The organism is Streptomyces sp. NPDC046727 (assembly GCF_040645635.1).
Classification (GTDB): Bacteria; Actinomycetota; Actinomycetes; order Streptomycetales; family Streptomycetaceae; genus Streptomyces.
On the sequence record NZ_JBEYYR010000011.1, the window covers coordinates 215,656 to 238,025 of the forward strand.

Annotated in this window: 17 protein-coding genes; 5 read left to right on the forward strand and 12 right to left on the reverse strand. The window is 72.4% G+C overall.

The annotated features are described in order from the left end of the window. The first annotated feature begins 5 nt into the window (after positions 1–5). Positions 6–1,121 (forward strand): GNAT family N-acetyltransferase, encoded by a 1,116-nt coding sequence (locus tag ABZ937_RS16765; RefSeq protein ID WP_361692208.1) that lies wholly within the window; start codon positions 6–8, stop codon positions 1,119–1,121. Here the strand turns inward: ABZ937_RS16765 and ABZ937_RS16770 are convergent. Beyond that, on the reverse strand, positions 1,118–2,533 hold the full coding sequence (locus tag ABZ937_RS16770; protein ID WP_361692211.1) for a glycosyl hydrolase: 1,416 nt from the start codon (positions 2,531–2,533) through the stop codon (positions 1,118–1,120). The two genes, ABZ937_RS16765 and ABZ937_RS16770, sit on opposite strands and share 4 nt — an antisense overlap. Before the next feature lie 170 nt (positions 2,534–2,703). Here ABZ937_RS16770 and ABZ937_RS16775 point away from each other — a divergent pair, with 170 nt between their 5' ends. Together ABZ937_RS16775 and ABZ937_RS16780 are read left to right on the forward strand one after the other, a co-directional pair. Next, positions 2,704–4,005 carry an ATP-grasp domain-containing protein gene (locus ABZ937_RS16775; protein WP_361692214.1) on the forward strand — a complete coding sequence of 434 codons (1,302 nt, stop codon included), beginning with the start codon at positions 2,704–2,706 and terminating at the stop codon, positions 4,003–4,005. Continuing rightward, positions 4,005–5,261, forward strand: a complete 1,257-nt coding sequence (locus ABZ937_RS16780) for an FAD-dependent oxidoreductase (protein WP_361692217.1) — start codon at positions 4,005–4,007, stop codon at positions 5,259–5,261. Before ABZ937_RS16775 ends, ABZ937_RS16780 begins: the two co-directional genes overlap by 1 nt. Positions 5,262–5,332: 71 nt before the next feature. Here ABZ937_RS16780 and ABZ937_RS16785 read toward each other — a convergent pair whose 3' ends face one another. The 3 genes from ABZ937_RS16785 to ABZ937_RS16795 form a co-directional block, all read right to left on the reverse strand. Then, positions 5,333–6,271: a chaplin family protein gene (locus tag ABZ937_RS16785; RefSeq protein ID WP_361692220.1), complete on the reverse strand. Its 939-nt coding sequence runs from the start codon at positions 6,269–6,271 to the stop codon at positions 5,333–5,335. Positions 6,272–6,393: 122 nt separating this feature from the next. Then, positions 6,394–6,630 (reverse strand): chaplin, encoded by a 237-nt coding sequence (locus ABZ937_RS16790; RefSeq protein ID WP_361692223.1) that lies wholly within the window; start codon positions 6,628–6,630, stop codon positions 6,394–6,396. A gap of 242 nt (positions 6,631–6,872) precedes the next feature. Continuing rightward, positions 6,873–7,271: a rodlin gene (locus tag ABZ937_RS16795; protein WP_361692226.1), complete on the reverse strand. Its 399-nt coding sequence runs from the start codon at positions 7,269–7,271 to the stop codon at positions 6,873–6,875. A gap of 244 nt (positions 7,272–7,515) precedes the next feature. On the opposite strand from ABZ937_RS16795, the gene ABZ937_RS16800 reads away from it, so the two are divergent. Further along, the gene (locus ABZ937_RS16800; RefSeq protein WP_361692229.1) at positions 7,516–7,914 is read left to right on the forward strand and encodes a rodlin; all 399 of its coding nucleotides are present in this window, start codon (positions 7,516–7,518) and stop codon (positions 7,912–7,914) included. A 51-nt stretch (positions 7,915–7,965) separates the two neighbouring features. Here the strand turns inward: ABZ937_RS16800 and ABZ937_RS16805 are convergent, their stop codons facing one another. From ABZ937_RS16805 to ABZ937_RS16825, 5 genes are all read right to left on the reverse strand, one after another. Next, positions 7,966–9,885, reverse strand: coding sequence for an AMP-binding protein (locus ABZ937_RS16805; protein WP_361692232.1), 1,920 nt, complete (start codon positions 9,883–9,885; stop codon positions 7,966–7,968). Positions 9,886–9,994: 109 nt separating this feature from the next. Beyond that, positions 9,995–11,485, reverse strand: coding sequence for a von Willebrand factor type A domain-containing protein (locus ABZ937_RS16810; RefSeq protein WP_361692235.1), 1,491 nt, complete (start codon positions 11,483–11,485; stop codon positions 9,995–9,997). A gap of 160 nt (positions 11,486–11,645) precedes the next feature. Continuing rightward, positions 11,646–12,500 (reverse strand): ABC transporter permease, encoded by an 855-nt coding sequence (locus ABZ937_RS16815; RefSeq protein WP_361692238.1) that lies wholly within the window; start codon positions 12,498–12,500, stop codon positions 11,646–11,648. Next, a complete protein-coding gene (locus tag ABZ937_RS16820) occupies positions 12,497–15,145 on the reverse strand; it encodes a CocE/NonD family hydrolase (protein WP_361692241.1) in 2,649 nt (882 codons plus the stop codon). Before ABZ937_RS16820 ends, ABZ937_RS16815 begins: the two co-directional genes overlap by 4 nt. A 200-nt stretch (positions 15,146–15,345) precedes the next feature. Next, positions 15,346–16,824 carry an APC family permease gene (locus tag ABZ937_RS16825; RefSeq protein WP_361692244.1) on the reverse strand — a complete coding sequence of 493 codons (1,479 nt, stop codon included), beginning with the start codon at positions 16,822–16,824 and terminating at the stop codon, positions 15,346–15,348. A gap of 436 nt (positions 16,825–17,260) precedes the next feature. Here ABZ937_RS16825 and ABZ937_RS16830 point away from each other — a divergent pair, with 436 nt between their 5' ends. Further along, on the forward strand, positions 17,261–18,097 hold the full coding sequence (locus ABZ937_RS16830; RefSeq protein WP_361692247.1) for a hypothetical protein: 837 nt from the start codon (positions 17,261–17,263) through the stop codon (positions 18,095–18,097). Between the two features lie 55 nt (positions 18,098–18,152). Here ABZ937_RS16830 and mmsA read toward each other — a convergent pair whose 3' ends face one another. From mmsA to iolB, 3 genes are read right to left on the reverse strand one after another with little or no spacing between them, the layout of a single operon-like run. Next, positions 18,153–19,655, reverse strand: a complete 1,503-nt coding sequence (gene mmsA, locus ABZ937_RS16835) for a CoA-acylating methylmalonate-semialdehyde dehydrogenase (protein ID WP_361692250.1) — start codon at positions 19,653–19,655, stop codon at positions 18,153–18,155. Positions 19,656–19,670: 15 nt separating this feature from the next. After that, positions 19,671–21,548, reverse strand: a complete 1,878-nt coding sequence (iolD, locus tag ABZ937_RS16840; RefSeq protein WP_361692253.1) for a 3D-(3,5/4)-trihydroxycyclohexane-1,2-dione acylhydrolase (decyclizing) — start codon at positions 21,546–21,548, stop codon at positions 19,671–19,673. After that, positions 21,545–22,369, reverse strand: a complete 825-nt coding sequence (gene iolB / locus ABZ937_RS16845; protein WP_361692256.1) for a 5-deoxy-glucuronate isomerase — start codon at positions 22,367–22,369, stop codon at positions 21,545–21,547. Before iolB ends, iolD begins: the two co-directional genes overlap by 4 nt. Position 22,370: the final 1 nt, after the last annotated feature.

A 22,370-nucleotide genomic window follows, 5' to 3' on the forward strand; every position in this document is an offset into this window, starting at 1 on the left:
GCGCCGTGAGCCGCGCCCTGACCGCCGAACTCGTCACCGACGAGGACCGCTTCGCCGGGCTGGCCCCGGCCTGGGGACGGCTGTACGGGCGGTGCGCCGCCGCGACCCCGTTCCAGAGCCACGCCTGGCTGCACTCGTGGTGGCTGTCGTACGGCCGGCGCGGGCACCTGCGTCTGCTGGTGGTCTGGGCCGGCGGCGAACTGGTGGCCGCCGCGCCGCTGATGCTGGTCCGCCGGCCGCTGCCCGCGCTGGTGCCGCTGGGCGGGGCGATCTCCGACTACGCGGACGTGCTGCTGGACGACACCGACGACGGGCCGGCGGCCGGCGCGCTCACCGAGGCGCTGGCCGACGCGGCCCGCACGGCGCTGGTCGACTTCCGCGAGGTCCGCCCGGGCGGCGCGGTGGAGCGGGTCTACGACCGCTGGCGCGGGCCGCGCCGCACGGTCCCCGACTCGCTCTGCCTGGAACTGCCGCCCCTGCCCATGGACGGGCTGACGGCCCGGCTGTCGGCGAAGTCGGCCCAGCGGGTGCGGGCCAAGCTGCGCAAGGTGGCCGCGCTGGACGTGCGACGGCGGGCGGTGGGGCCCGAGGAGGTGGACGCGGCGCTCGGCCGGCTGCTGGAGCTGCACCGGCTGCAGTGGCAGGGGCGGAAGGTGACGTCCGAGCATCTGCAGCCCCGGTTCCGCGCGCATCTGGTGCGCGCGGTGGGTCCGATGGTGCGCTCGGGGAACGCGGTGGTCACCGAGTTCCGGATCGACGACGAGGTGGTGGCCGTCGACCTGACCCTGCTGTCGCGCGGCCTGGCCGGCGGCTACCTCTACGGCGCCCATCCGTGCCTCAGGGAGCTGAAGGCGGACGTGGCGGTGATGCTGCTGGACGCCTGCGCCGAGCACACCGGCGGCGGCCGGCGCGACACCCTGAGCCTGCTGCGCGGCGACGAGCCGTACAAGCACCACTGGCGGCCCGAACGGGTCGTCAACCAGCGGCTGCTCATGGCCCGCCGGCGCACCGCACCGCTGCTGACGGCCGCGCTGTGCGACGCGACCGCCCGGCATTGGGGCAGGGAGGTGCTGCACCGGTGGCGGGAACGCGGCCAGGATCAGCCGCCCCGGCAGGACTAGCGGTTGCGCGACCACCAGCCGAAGCGGATGCAGAGCTTTCCGCCGAGCCAGTACTCGACCCAGTCGCCCAGGTCCAGCGGCGAGCAGTCGGCCGGGGGCTTCTTGGCGGGCGTGGGCGTCGGGGTCGGGGTGGGCGTCGGGGTGGGTGTCGGGGTCGGGGTCGGGGTCGGGGTCGGGGTGGGAAGGGTGGCCGGCTGTTCGGTGCGGCCGTACAGCGCGGTCCGGAAGATCCGCGACGAGCGGGGGTTGTCCGAGCACTGCCACACGCCGTGCGGGCAGTAGTCGGTCACCGTGTTGTAGAGCGGCTTGTGCTCGTCGATCCAGGCGAGCATGCGCCGCATGTACTCGGTGTCGTCACCGTTGCGGAAGAGACCCCATTCCGGATATGAAATGGGTTTGCCGTGGGATTTCGCGAAATCCACGTGCTGCTGGAGGCCATAAGGCTCTTTCACCTGTTCGTCGAACGACAGTCCGCTCGGCTGGTCATAGGAATCCATGCCGATGATGTCGACCGTGCTGTCCCCGGGATAGCACTCGGTCCAGGGCACGGCGTCCCGGCCACGGCTCGGCGTGTAGTCGAACCGGAATTTCTGGCCCGGCACCGAGCGCATGGTGGCGACGATTCTGTTCCAGTACGTCTTCCAGGCCTGAGGGTCCGGTCCGCAGCGATGGGTGTAGGTGGTGCCGTTCATCTCCCAGCCGAGCACGATCACCGTGTCCGGCACCTTCAGCTCCACCAGCCGCTGGGCCAGGGCCCTGAAGTGATGGTCGAACGCGCCGGCCGCGCCCGCCCGCAGCAGCCACCGCACCTGGGCGTCCGGGATGTCGTCCTCGTTGCGCTCCTGCATCGGCACGTTGAGGACGAGCATCCGGTCGGCCTTCTCCCGCCGCCAGCGCGCCCACACGTCCAGGAAGCCGGGCGCGCCCTCGATGTCCCGCCAGCGTTCGCCGGGCAGATAGGTGTGGGCGACCTTCAGCTCGGTCCCGCCGAGCCAGTGGCTCAGCTGGGCCATGCGCGCGACCCCGAGGGCCCCGGAGTCGAGAAACGCCCCGAAGGGCGGGACGGCCGGGGCGGTCTTCGCCGGGGTCGCGGGGAGCGGAACCATCGGCGCCACCGGTGCGGGGGCCGTGGGCGTGACCGGGGCCGGGGGCGTGACCGTTGCCGCGGGCGTGGCGGGCGACGGGGGGACGGCAGGGGTGGACGGCAGGGCCGGGGGTGTCGAAACCGGGGGTGCCGGGACCGGGGTCATGGGGGCCGGGATCGTGGGGGCCGGAGCGGGCGGGTCGGCTGCCCGTGCCGCCGGCGGGACCACGGCGAAGCCGGGCCCGACCGCCAGGGTGCCCGACACGACGACCGACGCCGCGACGACGGCCAATCGCCCGGACCTCGCCCGGCGCCGCTGTGGACCCATACCCACTCCTTTCTCCCCCGCCCTTTCGACGCCCATGTGATGCCCGGCCTTTCCCCTCGCTGACAACCAGTCATATCAATATCCGTCATATAAATATGAACAGCGCCAGTGCGGTTGCCGCTTTCGGGTCTCCCGGAACACCCGCACGGGCGAACGGAAGGAATGAACCCGTGTCGTTGCTGGACGTCCGGGTCCCCGCGGTGCTGCTGCGGATCGACCGGAATCCCTTTCACCACGGCACGCTGGGCGCCGTGCGCTCACTCGGCAGAGCGGGGGTGGAGGTCCATGTCGTCGCCGATTCCCCGGAGAGTCCGGTGCGCGCCTCGCGATTCACGCACCGGCTGCATCCGCCGCCACCGCCCGGCGCGGCCCCCGGCGACATCGCCGCCGCGCTGCGCCGGGTCGCGTCCCGGATCGGGCGTCCCGCGGTGCTGATCCCGATGGACGACGCGAGCGCCATCGCGGCCGGCCGGCTGCGCGAGGAACTGGCGCCCGCCTATCTGCTGCCGCGGCAGCCCGGCACGCTGCCCGAGCACGTGGCCGACAAGGCCCGGCTGGCCGAGGTGTGCGCCGCCGCCGGTGTCCCGCACCCGGTGACCCTGATCCCGGACAGCGCCCGGGAAGCGGCGGCTGCGGCCTGGCGGCTGGGGCTGCCCGTGGTGGCCAAGTGGAGCCGGCCCTGGCTGGTGCCGGCCGGCAGCGGGCTGCGCTCGACCGTGCTGCTGCGCTCGGCACGCGAGGCGCGCGACCTCTTCCTGCGCACCGCGGAGGCGGGCAGCGCGCTGCTGCTCCAGGCGTTCCTGCCGCCGGGCCGGGACCTGGACTGGTTCTGCCACGGGTACGCTGACCGCACCGGCGCCCTCCGCGCCGGCGGCACCGGCCGCAAGATGCTGGCCTGGCCGCGCGGGGCCGGCCTGACCACGGTCGGCCGGTGGACGCCCAACCCGCAGGTGCGGGCGCCGGCCGAGCGGCTCACCGGCGAGCTGGGCTACCGGGGCATCCTCGACCTGGACTTCCGCCGCTGCGACCGCACCGGCCGCTACCACCTGCTCGACTTCAACCCGCGCCCCGGCGCCCAGTTCCGGCTGTTCGCCGACAGCGCCGGTCTCGACGTCGTACGCGCCCTGCACCTGGACCTGACACACCGTCCGCTGCCGGACGGGGCGCCGCTGCCCGGACGGGAGTTCGTGGTGGAGAACTACGCGCCGCTGACCGCCCTGGGGACCGCGCCCCAGGGCCGCGAACTGGCCTGGTACGCGGCGGACGACCGGGCTCCGGGCCGGGCGATGTGGGCGCTGTGGACCCGGCATGTGGCGGGCCGGCTGGCCGACCGCCTGCGCCGGCGGGTCGCCCCGGCCGCGGCGCCCACGCCGCCCGCCGCGCCCCGCCTGGTCCGCCAGCCCGGCCCCCCGGACCTCTCGCCCGGCCTGACGCACCGCCCGACCGACGACGAGAAAGCGAGCAGCTGCTGATGTACGACCTGCTGGTGGTGGGCACCGGGCCGTACGGCCTGTCCATCGCGTCGCACGCCGCGGCGGCCGGCCTGAACGTCCGGGCCTTCGGACGGCCCATGGCGTCCTGGCGCGACCACATGCCCCGCGGCATGTTCCTGAAGTCGGAGCCGTGGGCGTCCAACCTGTCCGACCCGGAAGGCCGCTGGCGGCTCGACGTCTTCTGCGCCTTCCGCGGCATGAGCGCCCGGCACGCCGAGCCGATCCCGCTGGACGTGTTCGCCGAGTACGGTCTGTGGTTCGCCCGCAACGCCGTACCCGGGATCGACGAACGGACCGTGACCCGGGTGGCGCCGTGCGCCGGCGGCTTCGACGCCGTCACCGAGGACGGGGAGACGTTCACCGCGCGGGCGGTCGCGCTGGCCGTGGGCGTGCTGCCGTTCACCCGGATCCCGGCCGCCCTGCGCGGCCTGCCGCCGGACCTGGTCTCGCACAGCAGCGATCACGCCGGCCTGGACCGGTTCCGCGACAAGGACGTCACCGTGATCGGCGGCGGCCAGGCGGCCCTGGAGACGGCCGCGCTCCTCGCCGAGCAGGGCACCCGGGTGCGGGTGCTGGTCCGCGCCGACCGGCTGCGCTGGAACGACGTGCCGCCGGTCGGGGAGCGCCCCTGGTGGCGCGCGGCCCGCTCCCCGCGGAGCGGCCTCGGGCCCGGCTGGCGGAACTGGTTCTACGCCGAGCGGCCCGGCCTGTACCGGCGGCTGCCGGAGCGCACCCGCACCAGGGTCGCGGCCGACGCGCTCGGCCCGGCCGGCGCCTGGTGGGTGCGCGAGCGGGTGGAGCGCCGGGTGGAGGTGCTGCTCGGCCGGGAGGTGGTGACGGCCCGTGAGGTGCCGGGCGGGCTGCGCCTGGAGACCGCGTCCCGGCGGGACGGATCCGCCGTCCTGGAGACCGCGCACGTCATCGCGGCGACCGGCTTCCGGGCCACCCGCGACCGGCTGCGGGTGCTCTCCCCCGAGCTGCGCGCGGTGCTGGCGACGGGTGCCGACGGGGCGCCGGAGGTGGGGCTGGAGTTCGAGTCGTCGTACCCCGGTCTGTTCCTGGCCGGACTGATCACGGCCGCGGGATTCGGCCCGGCGATGCGCTTCGTGCACGGCGCGTCGTTCACGGCGGGCACGCTGGTGCGCGGGGTGCGGCGGCGGCTGCGCACGGGCCCGGCCGGCTGGCGGATCCCGGCCGGGCGGCGTGGCGAGGTGCGGGCGACGGTACGGCCCTGAAGGATGCTCCACGGCGTGGGAGCGCGCCGTGTGCGGCGGGGTGCCGGACACCGGGTCCGGCACCCGGCGCGCTATCGACGGGAGGCGGCCCTGCCTCGCCGGTACAGCATCGTCCCGGCCCCGATCAGCACGGCACTGGCGGCCGAGGTCGCGATCATGGCCCGGGCCTCACCACCGGTGTGCGGGAGCGTGGGCCGCGACCCGTGATCGTGATGGTGCTCGCCGCCTCCGTAGGGAGGGGGCGGGTTGTCGTCGCCACCGTAGGGAGGAGGCGGATTCTCGTCGCCACCGTAAGGCGGCTCGGAGGTGGGCGGCTTGGTCTCCTCCCCACCGTAAGGCGGCTCGGAAGTCGGCGGCTTGGTCTCCTCGCCACCGTAGGGCGGGGCTTCCTCACCACCGTAAGACGGGGCTGCGGTGGGCGACTTGGTCTCCTCGCCGCCGTAAGGGGGCGGGGCGGTGGGCGACTCGGTCTCCTCGCCGCCGTAAGGGGGCGCCGAGGTGGGCGGCGTGGTCTCCTCTTCGTGGTGGGAAGCAGGCGCGGTGGGCGATGTCGTCTCCTCGCCGGCGTTGGGCCCCGGCGTGGAGTGGTCGGCCGAGCCGGCGGCCCTCTCGGATTCGTCGGAGTCGTCGGAAGCGCTGTGGCCGGATTCCTCGGATTCCTCCGATTCGTCGGAGTCGTCAGAAGCGCTGTGACCGGATTCCTCGGATTCGTCGGAGTCGGCGGAAGCGCTGTGACCGGATTCGTCGTCGGAGTGCCGGCTGTCACCCTGCCCCTTCGAACCTTCGTCGGCGGCAGCACAGTCGTCGCCGGACCGCAGGTCCGACGCCGCAGCCTCGTCGGCGGAGTCGCCGCAGGCGTCGACCGGGGCGTGCACCGGGGCCGGGGCGGAGTCCCTGGCCACCGCCCCGGGGGAATCCTGGGCGTCGGCGAGTGCGGAGCCGCCGTACAAGGCCAGCATGCCGGTCGCGGCGGCGGCCACGGCGATGCCCTTGCTGAGAGTCTGTCGCAATCTCGTGGTCTTCCTGCTCGAAGAAGTGGAAAGGCCGGCCCCGGAGCGCAGATTCGACGGATCGACGGTCCGGGGCCGGCCAGTACGCAGCCGGTGGGGCTGGTGTGTTGTATGACCGAACGTCAGTGGGTGTTGACGCAGGCGTTGGCGAGCGCCGGGTTCAGCGCTGCGATGCCGTTCACCGTGTTGCCGCAGACGTTGGCTTGCGCAAAGATCGGGATCTGGATGACGTTGCCGGAGACGATGCCGGGTGAATTCGCGGCGACGCCCGTGGCCGTGGCTCCGGAGTCGGCGAAGGCGGGGGCTGCCCCACCCAGGGCCAGGAGGGCGCCGGCGACAACAGCAACGGTCTTCTTCATGAATGTTCCCTTCTCTGGGGTCATACCCCGATGACGGCCAGAACCGTGTGCGCACGACGCGAATGGTCGCGGTATGGAACGAGGCTTAGACACAAGAGAAGGACACGGAACGCGAACCGCGCGATAATCACTCGATCGCGCCCATGTTTTCATGCGTTTCGCTCGCCTGAATTTCAAGGCATGGAAAAACCCGGGCGGTCCGCGGACGATGCGGCGGACGGCCCGGGCCGGCGAAGGTCGAGTCAGCCCTCGGTGTTGGCCGAGAGAACCGCCAGGTCCTCCAGGACGTGCGAGAGCGCACCGTCCCGCTTGACGTTCGAGGAGTTGTCGCTGCACTGCTGCTGCAGGTGGTCCGAGAGAATCGGAATGTCCTGGACCGTACCGCCGATGGCCGCGTCGACGGCGATCGGGACGTCCTGGACGGCCACGCACGGCTTGTTGAGCGTGCCCTGCACCAGCGAGAGCTGCGGGCTCCGGTCGCCCTTGGTCACCGAGTTGCCGAACGACGACACGGTGCCGTTGCCATTCACTACGGTCGGTCCCTCGTCGTTGCCGATGGCAAGCGCCTGCGGCGCGGCCGCCACCGCCATTCCCACGACAGAAGCGACGGTCGCGGCAGCGACCATTGCCTTCTTGAGCACTTCGTGTTCCTTTCCTCGTAGCGACGCATGCCCTACGGCCTCATCAACCCAGCGCATGGAGAATGGTTCCGCTGATTCACTCGGTTGGAGCGTAAGCGACCGAGGGGTGACGAAAAGTCGCCGATCCGAAAAGCACACCGCAATCCACTCCATCGGCCGACAGAGTGAACAGGAGAAACCACGGCGGCCCCGCCGAGTTGACCAGTGCGCTCCGGTACGGGGTTTCCTCAGAAAGGATTGGCCAGTGATCAAGAAGCTTGTTGCCACTGCTGCCGTCGCCGCTTCCGCCTTGGGCGCCTCCGCTGCCGCGGCACCGCAGGCGCTGGCGGTCGGGAACGACAGCGGACCGACCGTCGCGAACGGCAACGCGGGATGGCAGACCTACGGCAACTCGACCACGTACGGGAAGATGAGCCCGCAGATCGCCTTGATCCAGGGCTCCTTCAACAAGCCGTGCATCGCTGTGAACGACATTCCGGCCGCCGTCGACGCGGCCATCGGTGGCACGATCCAGGACATTCCGATCCTGTCCGACCACATGCAGCAGCAGTGCACCGAGAACTCCTCGAACGTCAAGCGCGACGGCGCGCTGGCGCACCTGCTGGAGGACGTGTCGATCCTGTCCCAGGACAGCGAGAAGTGATCCGGTGATCGAAGCGGGCCGCCGAGTGGTTCGGCGGCCCGCTTCGCCGTGTCAGCGGCGGTACAGCGCCTCGATCCGCTCGGCGTAGAGGGCCGTCACCGCGTGCCGCTTGACCTTCAGCGACGGGGTCAGCAGCCCGTTCTCCTCGGAGAACTCCCCCTCGACCAGCGCGAAGGCGCGAATCGACTCGGCGCGGGAGACGGCCTCGTTGGCGTAGTCGACCGCCCGCTGCACCTCGGCGCGCAGCCGCTCGTCGCGGACCAGCTGGGACAGCGGGGTGTCCGGCGGCAGCTTCCGTACGGACAGCCAGTGGGCGACCGCCTCCGGATCGAGGGTGATCAGGGCGGCGACGAAGGGCCGGTTGTCGCCGACGACCAGACACTGGCCGACGGGCGAACGGCTGCGCAGCCGGTCCTCCAGGACGGCCGGCGAGACGTTCTTGCCGCCGGAGGTGACGAGGATGTCCTTCTTCCGGCCGGTGATGGTGAGATAGCCGTCGTCGTCCAGCGCGCCGAGGTCACCGGAGGCGAACCAGCCGTCCCGGATCACGGCGTCCGTGGCGGCGGGGTTGTTCCAGTACGACCCGAAGACGATCCCGCCCTTGATCAGCACCTCGCCGTCGTCGGCGATGCGCACGGACACACCCGGCACCGGCCGGCCGACCGTGCCGGGGCGGGGGCTGAGCGGGGGCACGATGGTGGCGGCGGCGCTGGTCTCGGTCAGGCCGTAGCCCTCGTAGACGACGATGCCGGCCGCGTGGAAGAACAGGTTGAGGTTGCGGTCCAGCGGGGAGCCGCCGCTGATCGCGTACCGCATCCGACCGCCCAGCTCCCTGCGGATACGGCGGTAGACCAGCAGGTCGTACAGCGCCCACGCGGCGTACAGGCCCGGCCCCGGGCCCTTGCCCGTGCCGAGGAACCCGCGCAGATGGGCCTCGCCGAAGCGGACGGCGATCCGTTCGGCGCGGTCGAAGGAGGCGGCCCGGCCGATCCTCTCGGCGGTGGCCCGCCCGGTGTCGTGGATCTTCTCGAAGAGGTACGGCACCCCGACCAGGAAGGTGGGCCGGAACTCCCGGAGCACGGGCCGCAGTTCGTCGGGCTTGACGCTCGGGAAGTGGCCGGTCTCGATGCGGGCCAGCAGGCAGGCGAGTTGCAGGGTGCGGCCGAGGATGTGGGCGAGCGGCAGGAAGAGCAGCGTGGAGGCCCGCTGTCCGGTGACGGCCTGGAAGACCGGGTGCAGCAGCTCGACGGTGTTGGCGGCCTCGGCGTGCAGGTTGGCGTGGGTGAGGACACAGCCCTTGGGCCGGCCGGTGGTGCCGGAGGTGTAGCAGAGGGTGGCGATGGTGTCGGGGGTCAGCGCGGCACGCCGCTTGGCGAGTTCGTCGTCGGGGAGGTCCCGGCCGAGGGCGGTGAGGTCGGCGAGGGCGCCCGTGTCGAGTTGCCACAGGCGCGGGGGGCGGGTGTGCCCGGCCGTGCCGGCGGTGACCGTGGCCGTGTTCCCGGCGGTCTCGGTGACGGCGAACCGGGCGCCGGAGTCGCGGACGATCCACTCCAGCTGCTCGCTGGAGGAGGTCGGGTAGACCGGCACGGACTGGCCGCCGACCGCCCAGATCGCGAAGTCCAGGACGGTCCACTCGTAGCGGGTGCGGGACATGACGGCGACCCGGCCGCCCGGTTCGAGTCCGGCGGCGATCAGTCCCTTGGCCACGGCGGCCACCTCGGCGGCGAAGGCCGCCGCGGTCACCGGCCGCCAGGCGCCCCGCTCGCGGCGGCGCAGCAGCACCGCGTCCGGGGTCTCGGCCGCGTGCGCGAACGGCAGGTCGGCGAGGGAGCCGGAGGTGAGCGGGGGTGCCAGCGGCGCGGCCCGTACCTCACGGACCGTGCCCGTGTCGTCCCGGACGATCTCCACCGCGGCGCGGTCCGCGAGATCGGTGCGCTGCCGTGCCCGTTCCAGATCCCTGCGTACGCCCATGACGGCTCCCGGTGGCGGTGCGTGCCCTGCCGAAGCTCCTTGCAGATGCGCCAACTTACTCACAAGTAAGAAAAGGTCAATGGGTTGTGCGCGGACTCGGTCGCACGGCTCACTCCGCGGGCTCGATGCGGCTCGCCCGGCGGATGGCGTCGGCGAGGGCGCGTACGTCGGGGTCCTCGGTGGTGGCGGCCAGCCCGGCGGCCCTGCGGGCGAGGCCGGTCAGGCTGGCCGCGCCGGGAAGGGCCGGGGTGTCCTCGGCGCCGGCGCGCAGGGCGTCGGCGAAGTAGGCGGCGACCGCGGTGACCTGGAAGCGGGGGCCGGCCCGCCAGACGGAGCCGGTCAGGGCGCCGGTCTCCAGCGCGCCCGACGCCTCGTGCGGGTCGCGGGTCCTCGGATCGAGCCAGCGGACGGTGGCGGTGGCGAGGTGGCCGCGGGCGCCGGGCCGGGTGCGGACGGCGTACAGGGCGGTCACGGTGTGGCCGGGGCCGACCTCGCCGCCGTCGACACGGTCGTCCCGGAAGTCCCGGTCGGCGACCTTGCGGTCGTCGTAGCCGATCAGACGGAACCGGGTGACGGTGTGCGGGTCGAAGGCGACCTGCGCCTTCGCGTCCCGGGCGGTCAGCTCGATGTTCCGCGGGAGTTGCCCGGTGAACGCCTTGTCGGCCTCGCCGCGGTCGGAGACGTACACGGTGTGGCCGTCGCCCCGGTCGGCGAGGCGTTCCATGAGGGAGTCGCCGTACTCGCTGCCGACGCCGACACCGAAGAGGGTGACGCCGTGCTCGCGACGGGCGCCGTCGATCCGGCGGAGGATCGCGTCCGCGCTGGTCTCGCCCGTGTTGGCGAGGGCGTCGGAGATGAGGACGACCCGGTTGGTGGCGCCCTTGCGCAGGCCCTCGACGGCGGTGGCGTAGCCCTCCTCGACGCCCGCGCCGAGGTCGGTCGCGTTCCTCGCGGTCAGGCTGTCGACGGCGTCGTGGACCCTGCCGCGGTGGCCGCCGAGCCGGGTCATCGGCAGCACGGTCTCGGCGTTCCCGCTGAAGGTGACGAGGGCGACGGAGTCGTCGTCGCGCAGCCGGTCCGTCAGGGTGTTCAGGGCGTGCTGGGCGAGGTCGAGGCGGCCGGGTTCGTCCATGGAGCCGGAGGTGTCGATGACGAAGGTGAGCGCGGCGGGCGGGCGGCTCGCGTCCGGCGCGGCGGGCCGGGTGGCGAGACCGACCCGGACCAGGGACCAGCCGGGCCTGCCGGTGCGGGCGCCGTCGACGGTGACCGTGAAGCCGTTGCCGTCGGGCCGCCGGTAGTCCTGGCGGAAGCTGTTGACGAACTCCTCCGGACGCACGGTCCCCTGCTCGGGCCTGAGCCCGTCGGCGAGGGTGCGGCGGGCGTAGGCGTAGGAGGCGGTGTCGACGTCGAGCGCGAAGGTGGACAGATGACCGCCGGGGTCCTCCCGCACGGTGCCGGCTCCGCCGGTGCGGGCCTTGCCCTCGGCCGGCCCGGCGGCACCGCCCGCACTGCAGGCGGTCAGCAGCAGGCCGGTCGCGGCGGTGAGCGCGAGGAGCGCGGCGCGCGGCCGCCGCGCTCGGGGTGTCCGGTACCGGTCCATCTCGTCCTCCCCGTACGCCCGTTGACGTCAGACCTGGATGTGTCTGCTGCCGACTGTGACGGGGCCGGGGCCGGGAACGTGCGAACCGGGGTGTTGCGGATCGATCTCGAACCGGCCACGGCGGCGGCCCGCCGTGACCGGTGAGTGATGCCCCGGTGACCTAGGAGACGACGTCCTTGCGGGAGAACCCCCGGAAGGCCAGGGCGAACAGCACCAGGGCGTACGTTATGGAGAGCGCGGTGCCCTGGATCATGCCGGACCACTCGGGGTGCGGCTGGACGGCGTCGGCCCAGGCGAACTGCCAGTGCGCGGGCAGGAAATCGCGCCAGTCGCCGAGGGCGGTGACGGCGTCCAGGACGTTCCCGACGATGGTCAGGCCGACCGCGCCGCCGACCGCGCCGAGCGGGGCGTCCGTCCTGGTCGACAGCCAGAACGCCAGTCCGGCGGTGACCAGTTGGGACACGAAGACGTACGCCACGGCCACCAGGAGCCGCTGCGCCGCCGTGCCGGTGTCCAGCGCACCGCCGGTGGGTATCTGCAGCGGCCCCCAGCCGTAGGCGGCGGTGCCGACGGCGAGTGCGACGAGCGGCAGCAGCACCATCGCGGCGAGGCTCAGCCCGAGCGCCACGACGAGCTTGGACCACAGCAGCCGGGCCCGGGGCACGGGCGCGGCGAGCAGATAGCGCAGCGAGGACCAGCCGGCCTCTGAGGCGACCGTGTCCCCGCAGAACAGGGCGACCGGGATCACCAGCAGGAAGCCCGCCGACACGAAGAGGTTGACGGCGGCGAAGTTGGCGCCGGAGGCGGTGGCCGTGTCCATCAGGGTGATCTGGTTGTTCCGGCCGCCCGGGTCGCCGCCGATCGCGAAGGCGATCAGCAGCACGAACGGCAGCACGGCCAGTACCGAGCCCATGACCAGCGTGCGGCGCCGCTTCAGCTGGCGGGCCAGCTCGACCCGCAACGGCAGGGTGTGCCGCGCCTGATAGCCGGAGGCCACCTCGGTGAGTGTGCTCATGCGGAACCTCCGATCAGGGTGAGGAAGGCGTCTTCCAGACGGCGGTGCGGGCCGACCGAGGCGACCGGCACCTCCAGCCGCACCAGCTCCACGACCAGCCGCTCGGCCGTGCCGCCGTCGAGCCGGATCAGCAGCCCGTCGTCGGTGCGCACGGCGGAGGCGACGCCGGGCAGCGCGTCGACCTTCTCCACCAGCGGCTCCTCCACGGGTGTGGCGGTGCCGACCAGCAGGGTGTCGCCGGAGCCGACGATGTCCCGGACCGGTCCGGCCTGCACGAGCCGGCCGCGGTCCATCACCACCAGGTGGGTGCAGGACTGCTCGACCTCGGCGAGGAGATGGCTGGAGACGATCACCGTACGGCCGCCGGCCGCGTAGCGGATCATCACCTCGCGCATCTCGCGGATCTGGGGCGGGTCCAGGCCGTTGGTGGGCTCGTCGAGTATGAGCAGGTCGGGCAGGCCCAGCATGGCCTGGGCGATGGCGAGGCGCTGGCGCATGCCCTGCGAGTAGGTGCGCACCGCGCGGGCGAGCGCGTCGCCGAGGCCGGCGATCTCCAGGGCCTCGTCCAGGTGGGCGTCCTGGGGCGGGCGGCCGGTGGCCCGCCAGTACAGCTCCAGGTTCTCCCGGCCGGACAGGTGGGGCAGGAAGCCGGCGCCCTCCACGAAGGCGCCGACCCGGGAGAGCACCGAGGCGCCGGGCCGGATGGCGTGGCCGAAGACGCGGATCTCGCCGTCGTCCGGCCGGATCAGGCCCATCAGCATCCGCAGGGTGGTGGTCTTGCCCGCGCCGTTCGGTCCGAGCAGGCCGAGCACCTGGCCCTTCTCGACGCGGAAGGAAAGCTCGCGGACCGCGTACCGGTCGGTGGACTTCGCGTACCGCTTGCTCAGGTCCTTGATCACCAGCGGGACCTCGGCCAGCTCCGGGTCGGGCGCGGGGGCGGCCGTCCGGCGGCGGGCCGTGAGCAGCAGGGCGAGGGCGACGGCCGCGCCGGCCACGGGCAGCCACCACACCCAGGCGGGCAGGGGCGCGGCGCCGGTGGTGACCGCGGGGGCCGTCGGCACGCTCAGGTCTCCCTTCAGGGAGACGGTGTAGGTGGCCGGGGCGGCCGGTGAGGCGTAGCCGAGGTCGGTGGAGGCGAGGACCAGGCGGAGCCGGTGGCCCTTCTGCACCTCGTGGTCGATCGCCGGGAGGGTGACGGTGACGTCCTTGCCCGCCTTGGCGCCGGTCACCCGGAAGGGGGCGACCAGTTGGGAGGGCAGCACCTGCCGGGTGCCGTCCGGACCCACGTCGTAGACCTTGCCGAACAGGACGGCGTCGTCCCGCGTGGAGGTGACGTGCACGGTGGCGGTCGGGGCGCCGGTGATCCGCAGGTCGCTCGTGAGCGGCGCGGAGTCGAACTTCGCGTACTGGCCGGGGAAGTCCAGGGAGACGCCGACGCCGAGCGCGGACAGCTGGGCGAGGCCGCCGGAGCCGCCGAGTCCGGGCAGGGCGGAGACGCCGGGCGGGCTGGCGCCGGCCGGGTTGGCGACGTGCTGTGTGCCGCCGGTGAGGGCGATGGCGCGGCGGTGGTCGTGCAGGCCCGGGTAGGCGGTGGCGCTCGCGCCGCGCAGCTGGGCGGTGCCGTCGGTGGAGTCGATGCCTCCGGTGCGGGTGATCCGGAAGGCCGGGCCGGTGTCGGCGCTCTTGTCGCCCTTCAGGTACCGGTCGAACCAGGCACGCACGCGTGTCTCGATCCGGCTCGTCTCCATGTCGCCGCCGTCGTGTCCGCCGGCGATCCAGTCGACGTCGACGGGGGCGCCGTTCGCACGGATCGCCTTCTGGGCCGCGTCGGCCTGGTCGAGGGTGAACAGGGAGTCCGTCTGCCCCTGCACCAGCAGGGTGGGCACCTTGATGCGGTCGCCGACGGCGGACGGCGAGCGCTCCTCCAGCAGCTTCCGGGCGGCCTCGTCCGGGGTGCCGGACTCGGCGACCCGGTCGTACATCCGGCACAGGTCGGCTGCGAACTCGGCGCAGCCGCCGCCGGTGTTGAAGAAGACGCCGGCCCACAGCTTCTTGAACACGCCGTTCGGGAAGAGGGCGTCCGCGAGGTTCCAGTAGGTGATGGCCGGGGCGATGGCGTCGACCCGCCGGTCGTGCCCGGCGGCGAGCAGGGAGACCGCGCCGCCGTAGGAGCCGCCGGCCATGCCGACGCGCGGGTCGCCGGGCCTGTCGAGCTGCACCTGGCGTTGCCCGGCCAGCCAGTCGAGGAGCCGGGAGACGTCGGCGACCTCGCGCTTCGGGTCGTTGAGGCCGATCTTCCCGGTGGACCGGCCGAAGCCGCGCGCGGACCAGGTCAGGACCGCGTACCCGTCCCGGGCGAGGTCCTCGGCCTGCTGCCGCACGTCGTCCTTGCTGCCGCCGAAGCCGTGCGCGAGCAGGACGGCGGGGTGGCGGCCGGCGTCGGCCGGGGTGAAGTACGAGGTGTCCAGGCGCGCTCCGTCGACCGCCATGACCTGGTCGGTGCGGCGCACGCTCCGCGTGTCGTCGGAGGCGACGGCCGCCGTCCACGTCCCGGCGCCGGCGAGCACCACGACGGCGGCCGCGGCGGCGACCAGCCGGCGTGGCCCCTTCAGCAGCCCTCGCGGCGCGGGCAGTCGAAGATCCATGCGTCAACGGTACGGGCCCGCACTGACAACGGCTCCAGACCGGGGGCTGAACGGCGGCCCCTCCCCGGGGAGTACGAGCGCGGGGCGGCGTACGCCGAGCGCGGTACATGACCCCGCCGCCCCCGTCACCCGGAGCGGCACGGGTGACGGGGGCGGCGGGTGGGAGCCGGGGGTGACGGGGGAGCACCCCCGGCGGCGGATCAGGCCTGGGCCTCGCCGGCCACCGGCGCGGGGGCGGGGACGCCCTGGGCCGGGACGCCCTGGGCCGGGATGGTCACCGGGGTCTCCGGGACCTGCGCGTCCGCCGGGATCGACACCAGCCAGCGGGTGTCGCGGCGCGGGCGCAGGTACAGGGCCCAGTAGAGGGTGGCGGCGGCGGTGATGCCGCCGGTCCACAGCAGGTAGCTGGTCTCCTGCTGGGTCAGGATGTAGGCCAGGACGGCGATGAGCAGGACCGGCATCGCGGGCCACAGCGGCATCCGCCAGGCGGGCGTGTGCTTGTGGGAGCCGCGGCGGGAGAGCAGCGCGGCGACCGCGACCAGCAGGTACATGCCGGTCACCGAGACGCCGGTGACGCCGTACAGGGTGTCCAGGTTGACGAAGCAGAGCAGCGCGCCGGGAACGCCGACCGCGAGGGTGGCCACCCAGGGGGAGCCGAAGCGGCCGAGCCGGGAGAACACCGTGTTGACCGGGCTGGGCCAGGCCTTGTCGCGGGCGGAGGCGAACAGGACGCGGGAGTTCTGGATGACCATGACGATGCCCGCGTTGATGATGGCGAGGGCCACGCAGAGGCTGACGAAGGTGCCGACGGCGGAGTTGGACCAGGCGGTGACCATGGCGCTGATGTCGCCGCCGGTCAGCTCCTTCAGGTCGGAGGCGCCCATGGTGATGGCGGCGACCGGCACCAGGATGACCACGGTGGAGATGGCGAGGGTGGCGAGGACCGTGCGGGCGACGTTGCGGCGCGGGTTCTCCAGTTCCTCGGAGAGGTAGACGGCGGTCGAGAAGCCCTGGGTGACGAAGAGGGCGATGGCGAGCCCGGAGACGATCAGCATGGCGGTCACGGTGTCCGTGTGGCCGTGCTCCCCGGCGACCTGGAGGGAGACCAGGCTGCCCGCCCCGCGGTGGCTGTGCGAGAAGCCGAGCAGGGCGACGACGCCGGCGGCGACGACCTCCAGGACCAGGAAGATGCCGGTGATCCAGGCGTTGGCGCGCAGGTCGAGCAGGCCGGCGAGGGTGGCGAGCAGCATCACGCCGGCGCCGGTCAGGGACGGGTCGAGGTGGACGATGGGGGCGAGGTAGTCCGCCGTGCCCATCGCGATCACCGGCGGCACGATCATCACGACCAGCAGGGAGAGCACGAAGACGAGCCAGCCCGCGAGCCGCCCGGCCAGCGTCGACACCATGGCGTACTCGCCGCCCGCGCTGGGGATGAGGGTGCCCAGCTCGGAGTAGCAGAACGCCACGGCGATACAGAGGAGGGAGCCGATGGCGATCGTCAGGGCGGTGGCGGTGCCGAGGGAACCGAACAGGTCGGGGACGACCACGAAGAGCGTGGAGGCGGGCGTGACGCACGACAGCGTCAGCAGGGTGCCGCCGACGACACCGATGGACCGCTTCAGCCCTGGTGCGGGGGCTGTCGGGGTATCGACCACGGACTTCTGGAGCGTGTCGGTCATGCGGCGGTTCCGATCGACGTGAGCGGCTGAGGGTGGGGGTCGGGAGCGCTATCGCCTCCGGCGGATCGTCGTACGTTCATCTCGTCGGCTCCCGGCGCTGCCTTAGAGAACCCCGACGAAAACCGCTGCGTCAATGGCCGTTTACCTTCGGAATCCGCAGCTCTGGAAGTTCGGACGGCGCATCACTTTCCCAGGCTGCAACGCCCTGTAGGGATATCCATCAAGACCACGCCGAGTCTGACCTTGCTTTCGAAGGTCATTTATAAGCATTCCCTTCGCCACCCGTTTCGTCCGCACTGAACGGGAACCGCAGCGCACGTTTCAAAAAAATGTCAGCCGTCCGCTATCCGGACGGGTAAACAGGTCGCGTTCATGTCAGTGGTGCCCGATAGAGTGCGCCGCGCACAGCAGGCGCACAGCACTTTGGGGTGGGGACATGAGGATGCGACACACCGCCGCCTGGACGGCGGTCACGGCGGCGACGCTGGCAGCGGTCTCCGGCTGCGGCACGGAGGGCGCGAAGACGGCCGTCAAGGCGGTCGACAAGGCCGACACGGCGATGGCGGCACTGTCCCGGGCGACGGACCGGACGGAGGACCTCGGATCGGCCGAGGTGCGGATGAGCACCGACCTGGGCAACGGCAAGGGTCCCATCGCCATGGACGGCACCTTCTCCTGGGGCGACGGCCACGCGTACGACGTCCAGATGGACACGGTCGCCGCGGGCATGGGGACCCTCCAGGACTCCCCGAAGATCCACTGCCTGCTCGTGGACGGCGCCTACTACTACGACGTCGACCCGCAGCCCTCCGGCCCGCTCAAGGGCAAGGAGTGGATGAAGGTCGACGCCTCCGCCGTGCTCGGCGACAAGGGTGCCCAGTCGGTCAGCGGCAGCGCCGGCAGCCCGACGGCCTCCCTCAAGGGCCTGAAGTACGCCCACGAGGTCAAGAACCTCGGCCCGGCCACCGTGAACGGGCACCGCGCGACCCACTACCGCGCGGTCGTCGACCAGGCGCACATGGGCAAGTTCAAGGACGTCTACGGCGACAAGAACACCCTCATGGGCTCGGTGACCGGCGGCGCGACCTCCCTCACCATGGACATCTGGGTGGACGGCAACGACCTCCCGGTGCGCATGAAGCAGAAGGTGGGCGCCGTGACGGTGACCATGGACTTCGAGAAGTTCGGCCAGACCGCCACGGTGAAGGCGCCGCCCGCCGCGCAGACCGCCGACCTCACCGAGGCGGTGAAGAGCGCGTACGAGTCGCGCTGAGACACACCGGTGCCCCGCCCTCCCGTGCGGAGAGCGGGGCACCGTGCCGTCCGGCTCAGTGGTTGCGCGGGAAGCCCAGGTCCACGCCCGCCGGGGCGTCGGCCGGGTCGGGCCAGCGCGTGGTGACGACCTTGCCGCGGGTGTAGAAGTGCGTGCCGTCGTTGCCGTAGATGTGGTGGTCGCCGAAGAGCGAGTCCTTCCAGCCGCCGAAGGAGTGGTAGCCCACCGGCACCGGGATCGGCACGTTCACGCCGACCATGCCGGCCTCGATCTCCAGCTGGAAGCGGCGGGCGGCGCCGCCGTCCCGGGTGAAGATCGCGGTGCCGTTGCCGAACGGCGAGGCGTTGATGAGCGCCACACCCTCCTCGTACGTGTCGACGCGCAGCACGCACAGCACCGGGCCGAAGATCTCGTCCTGGTACGCCTTGGCGCTGGTCGGCACCTTGTCGAGCAGCGAGATGCCGATCCAGTGGCCGTCCTCGTAGCCCTCGACCGTGTAGCCGGTGCCGTCGAGCACGACCTCGGCGCCCTCGGCCGCCGCGCCCTCGACGTAGGAGGCCACCTTGTCGCGGTGGACCTTGGTGATGAGCGGGCCCATCTCGGAGGCCGGGTCGTCGCCGGGACCGATCTTGATCTTCTCGGCGCGCTCGCGGATCTTCTCCACCAGCTCGTCGCCGATGGAGCCGACCGCGACGACCGCGGAGATGGCCATGCAGCGCTCGCCCGCCGAGCCGTAGGCGGCGGAGACGGCCGCGTCGGCCGCCGCGTCCAGGTCGGCGTCCGGCAGGACCAGCATGTGGTTCTTGGCGCCACCGAGGGCCTGCACGCGCTTGCCGTTCGCGGAGGCCGTGGTGTGGATGTAGCGGGCGATCGGGGTCGAGCCGACGAAGGAGACGGCCTTGACGTCCGGGTGCTCCAGGAGCCGGTCGACGGCCACCTTGTCGCCGTGGACGACGTTGAAGACGCCGTCGGGCAGGCCGGCCTCGGCCAGCAGCTCGGCGATCTTGACGGAGGCCGAGGGGTCCTTCTCGGACGGCTTCAGCACGAAGGTGTTGCCGGTCGCGATGGCGATCGGGAACATCCACATCGGGACCATCGCCGGGAAGTTGAACGGCGTGATGCCGGCGACGACGCCGAGCGGCTGGCGGATCGCGGCCACGTCGACGCGGCTCGCGACCTGCGTGGACAGCTCACCCTTGAGCTGGACGTTGATGCCGCAGGCCAGGTCCACGATCTCCAGGCCGCGCGCGACCTCGCCGAGGGCGTCGGAGTGCACCTTGCCGTGCTCGGCGGTGATCAGCTCCGCGATGGCGTCCCGGTTGGCGTCCAGCAGCGCGCGGAACTTGAAGAGGATCGAGGTGCGCTGGGCCAGCGAGGACTGGCCCCAGGTCACGAAGGCGTCCTTGGCCGCCGCGACGGCCGCGTCCACCTCGTCGACGGACGCGAACGCGACCTTCGTGGTGACCGCGCCGGTCGCCGGGTCCGTGACCGGCCCGTACGTACCCGACGCGCCTTCGACGGTCTTGCCGCCGATCCAGTGGTTGACGATCTTCGTCATGCCCAGAAACTCCTTTTACAGATGGCGGCGTCGGGTCGAGACGTGCCGTTCGTACAGCTCTCGTGCCTTGACCGCCGACGGTCGGGTCGCGGTCTCGGCCACAGGAACATCCCACCAGGCCTGCGCCGCGGGCGCGCCCGACACAGTGTCGGACGTTTCGGTCTCCACGTAGACACATGTGGGAGTGTCGGCGGCCCGCGCCTCGGCGAGCGCCGCGCGCAGGTCCCGTACGGTCTTCGCGCGCAGCACGCGCATGCCGAGGCTGGCCGCGTTGGCGGCGAGGTCGACGGGCAGCGGGGCGCCGGTGAAGGTGCCGTCGTCCGAGGTGAAGCGGTAGGCGGTGCCGAACCGCTCGCCGCCCACCGACTCCGAGAGACCGCCGATGGACGCGTACCCGTGGTTCTGCACCAGCAGGATCTTGATCGCGATGCCCTCCTGCACTGCGGTCACGATCTCCGTCGGCATCATCAGGTACGTGCCGTCGCCGACCAGCGCCCACACGTTCCGCTCCGGCGCGGCGAGCTTCACGCCGAGGGCGGCCGGGATCTCGTAGCCCATGCAGGAGTAGCCGTACTCCAGGTGGTACTGGTCGCACGAGCGCGCCCGCCACAGCTTGTGCAGATCGCCGGGGAGCGAGCCGGCCGCGTTGACGATGATGTCCGACTCGTCCACCAGCGCGTCCAGGGCGCCGATGACCTGCGGCTGGCTCGGCCGTGCGTCGGGCTCCCGGGCCTCGAAGCAGGCGTCGACGCGCCGCTCCCAGCGCTCCTTGTCCTCGGTGTAGCCGGTGACGTATGCCTCCGCCACCGTGTGCCCGTGCATCACCAGCGCCTCGGTCAGCTCGCCCAGGCCGCTGCGGGCGTCCGCGATCAGCGGGAGTCCGGCCAGCTTGTGGCCGTCGAAGGGCGCGATGTTGAGGTTCAGGAAGCGGACGTCCGGGTTCTCGAAGAGGGTGCCGGAGGCCGTGGTGAAGTCGGTGTAGCGGGTGCCGACGCCGATCACCAGGTCCGCGGTGCGGGCCAGCTCGTCGGCGGTCGCGGTGCCGGTGTGGCCGACGCCTCCGACGTCCTGCGGGTGGTCGTGCCGCAGGGAGCCCTTGCCGGCCTGGGTGGAGGCGACCGGGATGCGGGTCGCCGACGCGAACTCGGCGAGGGCCGCCTCCGCGCGGCTGTGGTGGACTCCGCCGCCGGCGATGACCAGCGGCCTGCGCGCCGCGCGGATCGCCCGCACCGCCTCGGCCAGCTCGGTCGGGTCCGCGCCCGGCCGCCGTACGGTCCACACCCGCTCGGCGAAGAACTCCTCCGGCCAGTCGTACGCCTCCGCCTGCACGTCCTGCGGCAGGGCGAGGGTGACCGCGCCGGTCTCCACGGGGTCGGTGAGGACCCGCACGGCCTGGAGGGCGCTCGGGATCAGGGCCTCCGGGCGGGTGATGCGGTCGAAGTACTTCGACACCGGGCGCAGGGTGTCGTTGACCGACACATCGCCCGCGTACGGCACCTCCAGCTGCTGCAGGACCGGGTCGGCGGGACGGGCGGCGAAGACGTCGCCGGGCAGGAGCAGCACCGGGAGGTGGTTGATGGTGGCCAGGGCGGCGCCGGTGACCAGGTTGGTCGCGCCGGGGCCGATCGACGTCGTCACCGCGTGCGTGGACAGGCGGTTCGCCTGCCGGGCGTAGCCCACCGCCGCGTGCACCATGGACTGCTCGTTGCGGCCCTGGTGGTACGGCATCACGTCCTGGTACTCGATCAGCGCCTGGCCGATCCCGGCGACGTTGCCGTGGCCGAAGATGCCCCAGGTGGCGCCGATCAACCGCTGCCGCCGGCCGTCGCGCTCGGTGTGCTGGGCGGCGAGGAAACGGACGAGCGCCTGGGCGACGGTCAGCCGGATCGTCATCGGTAGCCCCCTGTGCTCTCTACGTGATCGGGGTGGAAGCAGATCCGCCACTCCCGGGTCTCCCCCGGACCCGCCATGACGTTCAGGTAGTACATGTCGTGCCCGGGCTGGGCGATGGACGGGCCGTGCCAGCCGTCCGGGACGAGGACGGCATCGCCGGAGCGGACCTCGGCGAGCACGTCGGCGCCGCCCTCGCGCGAGGGGAACACCCGCTGGTAGCCGAGCCCGTTCGGGCCGTCGATCTCGAAGTAGTAGATCTCCTCCAGCTCGGACTCCTCGCCCGGCCGGTGCTCGTCGTGCTTGTGCGGCGGGTACGAGGACCAGTTGCCGCCCGGCGTGATCACCTCCACGGCGATCAGCTTGTCGCAGTCGAAGGAGTCCGCGGAGGCGAAGTTGCGCACCCGGCGGGCGCAGGTGCCGCTGCCGCGTTCCTCGACGGGGACCTCCGGCGCGGGGCCGTAGCGGGCGGGGAGTCGTCGCTCGCACTTCGCTCCTGCCAGGGCGAAGCGGCCTCCCGCGCCGGAGGCGATCTGGACCCGGGTGTCCCGGGGCGCGTACACGAAGTCGGAGACTCCGCTGAACACACTCTCCCGACCCAGGAGTTGGAACTCGTTTTCTTCAATTTGTACGGTACATCCGCCTTCCAGCGGAAGCACGATCCACTCGCTGTCCCCTGTGGTGAACGTATGGCTGCCGCCGGGCGCCAACTCGACGACACGCAGGCTGCTGTGCGTCCAGCCGGCCAACTTGGGATCGATGTCGACGGCGTACTGGGCGTTCCCGGTGGCGCCCCGGGGCAGATGCAGGTCGGTGCTGGTCATG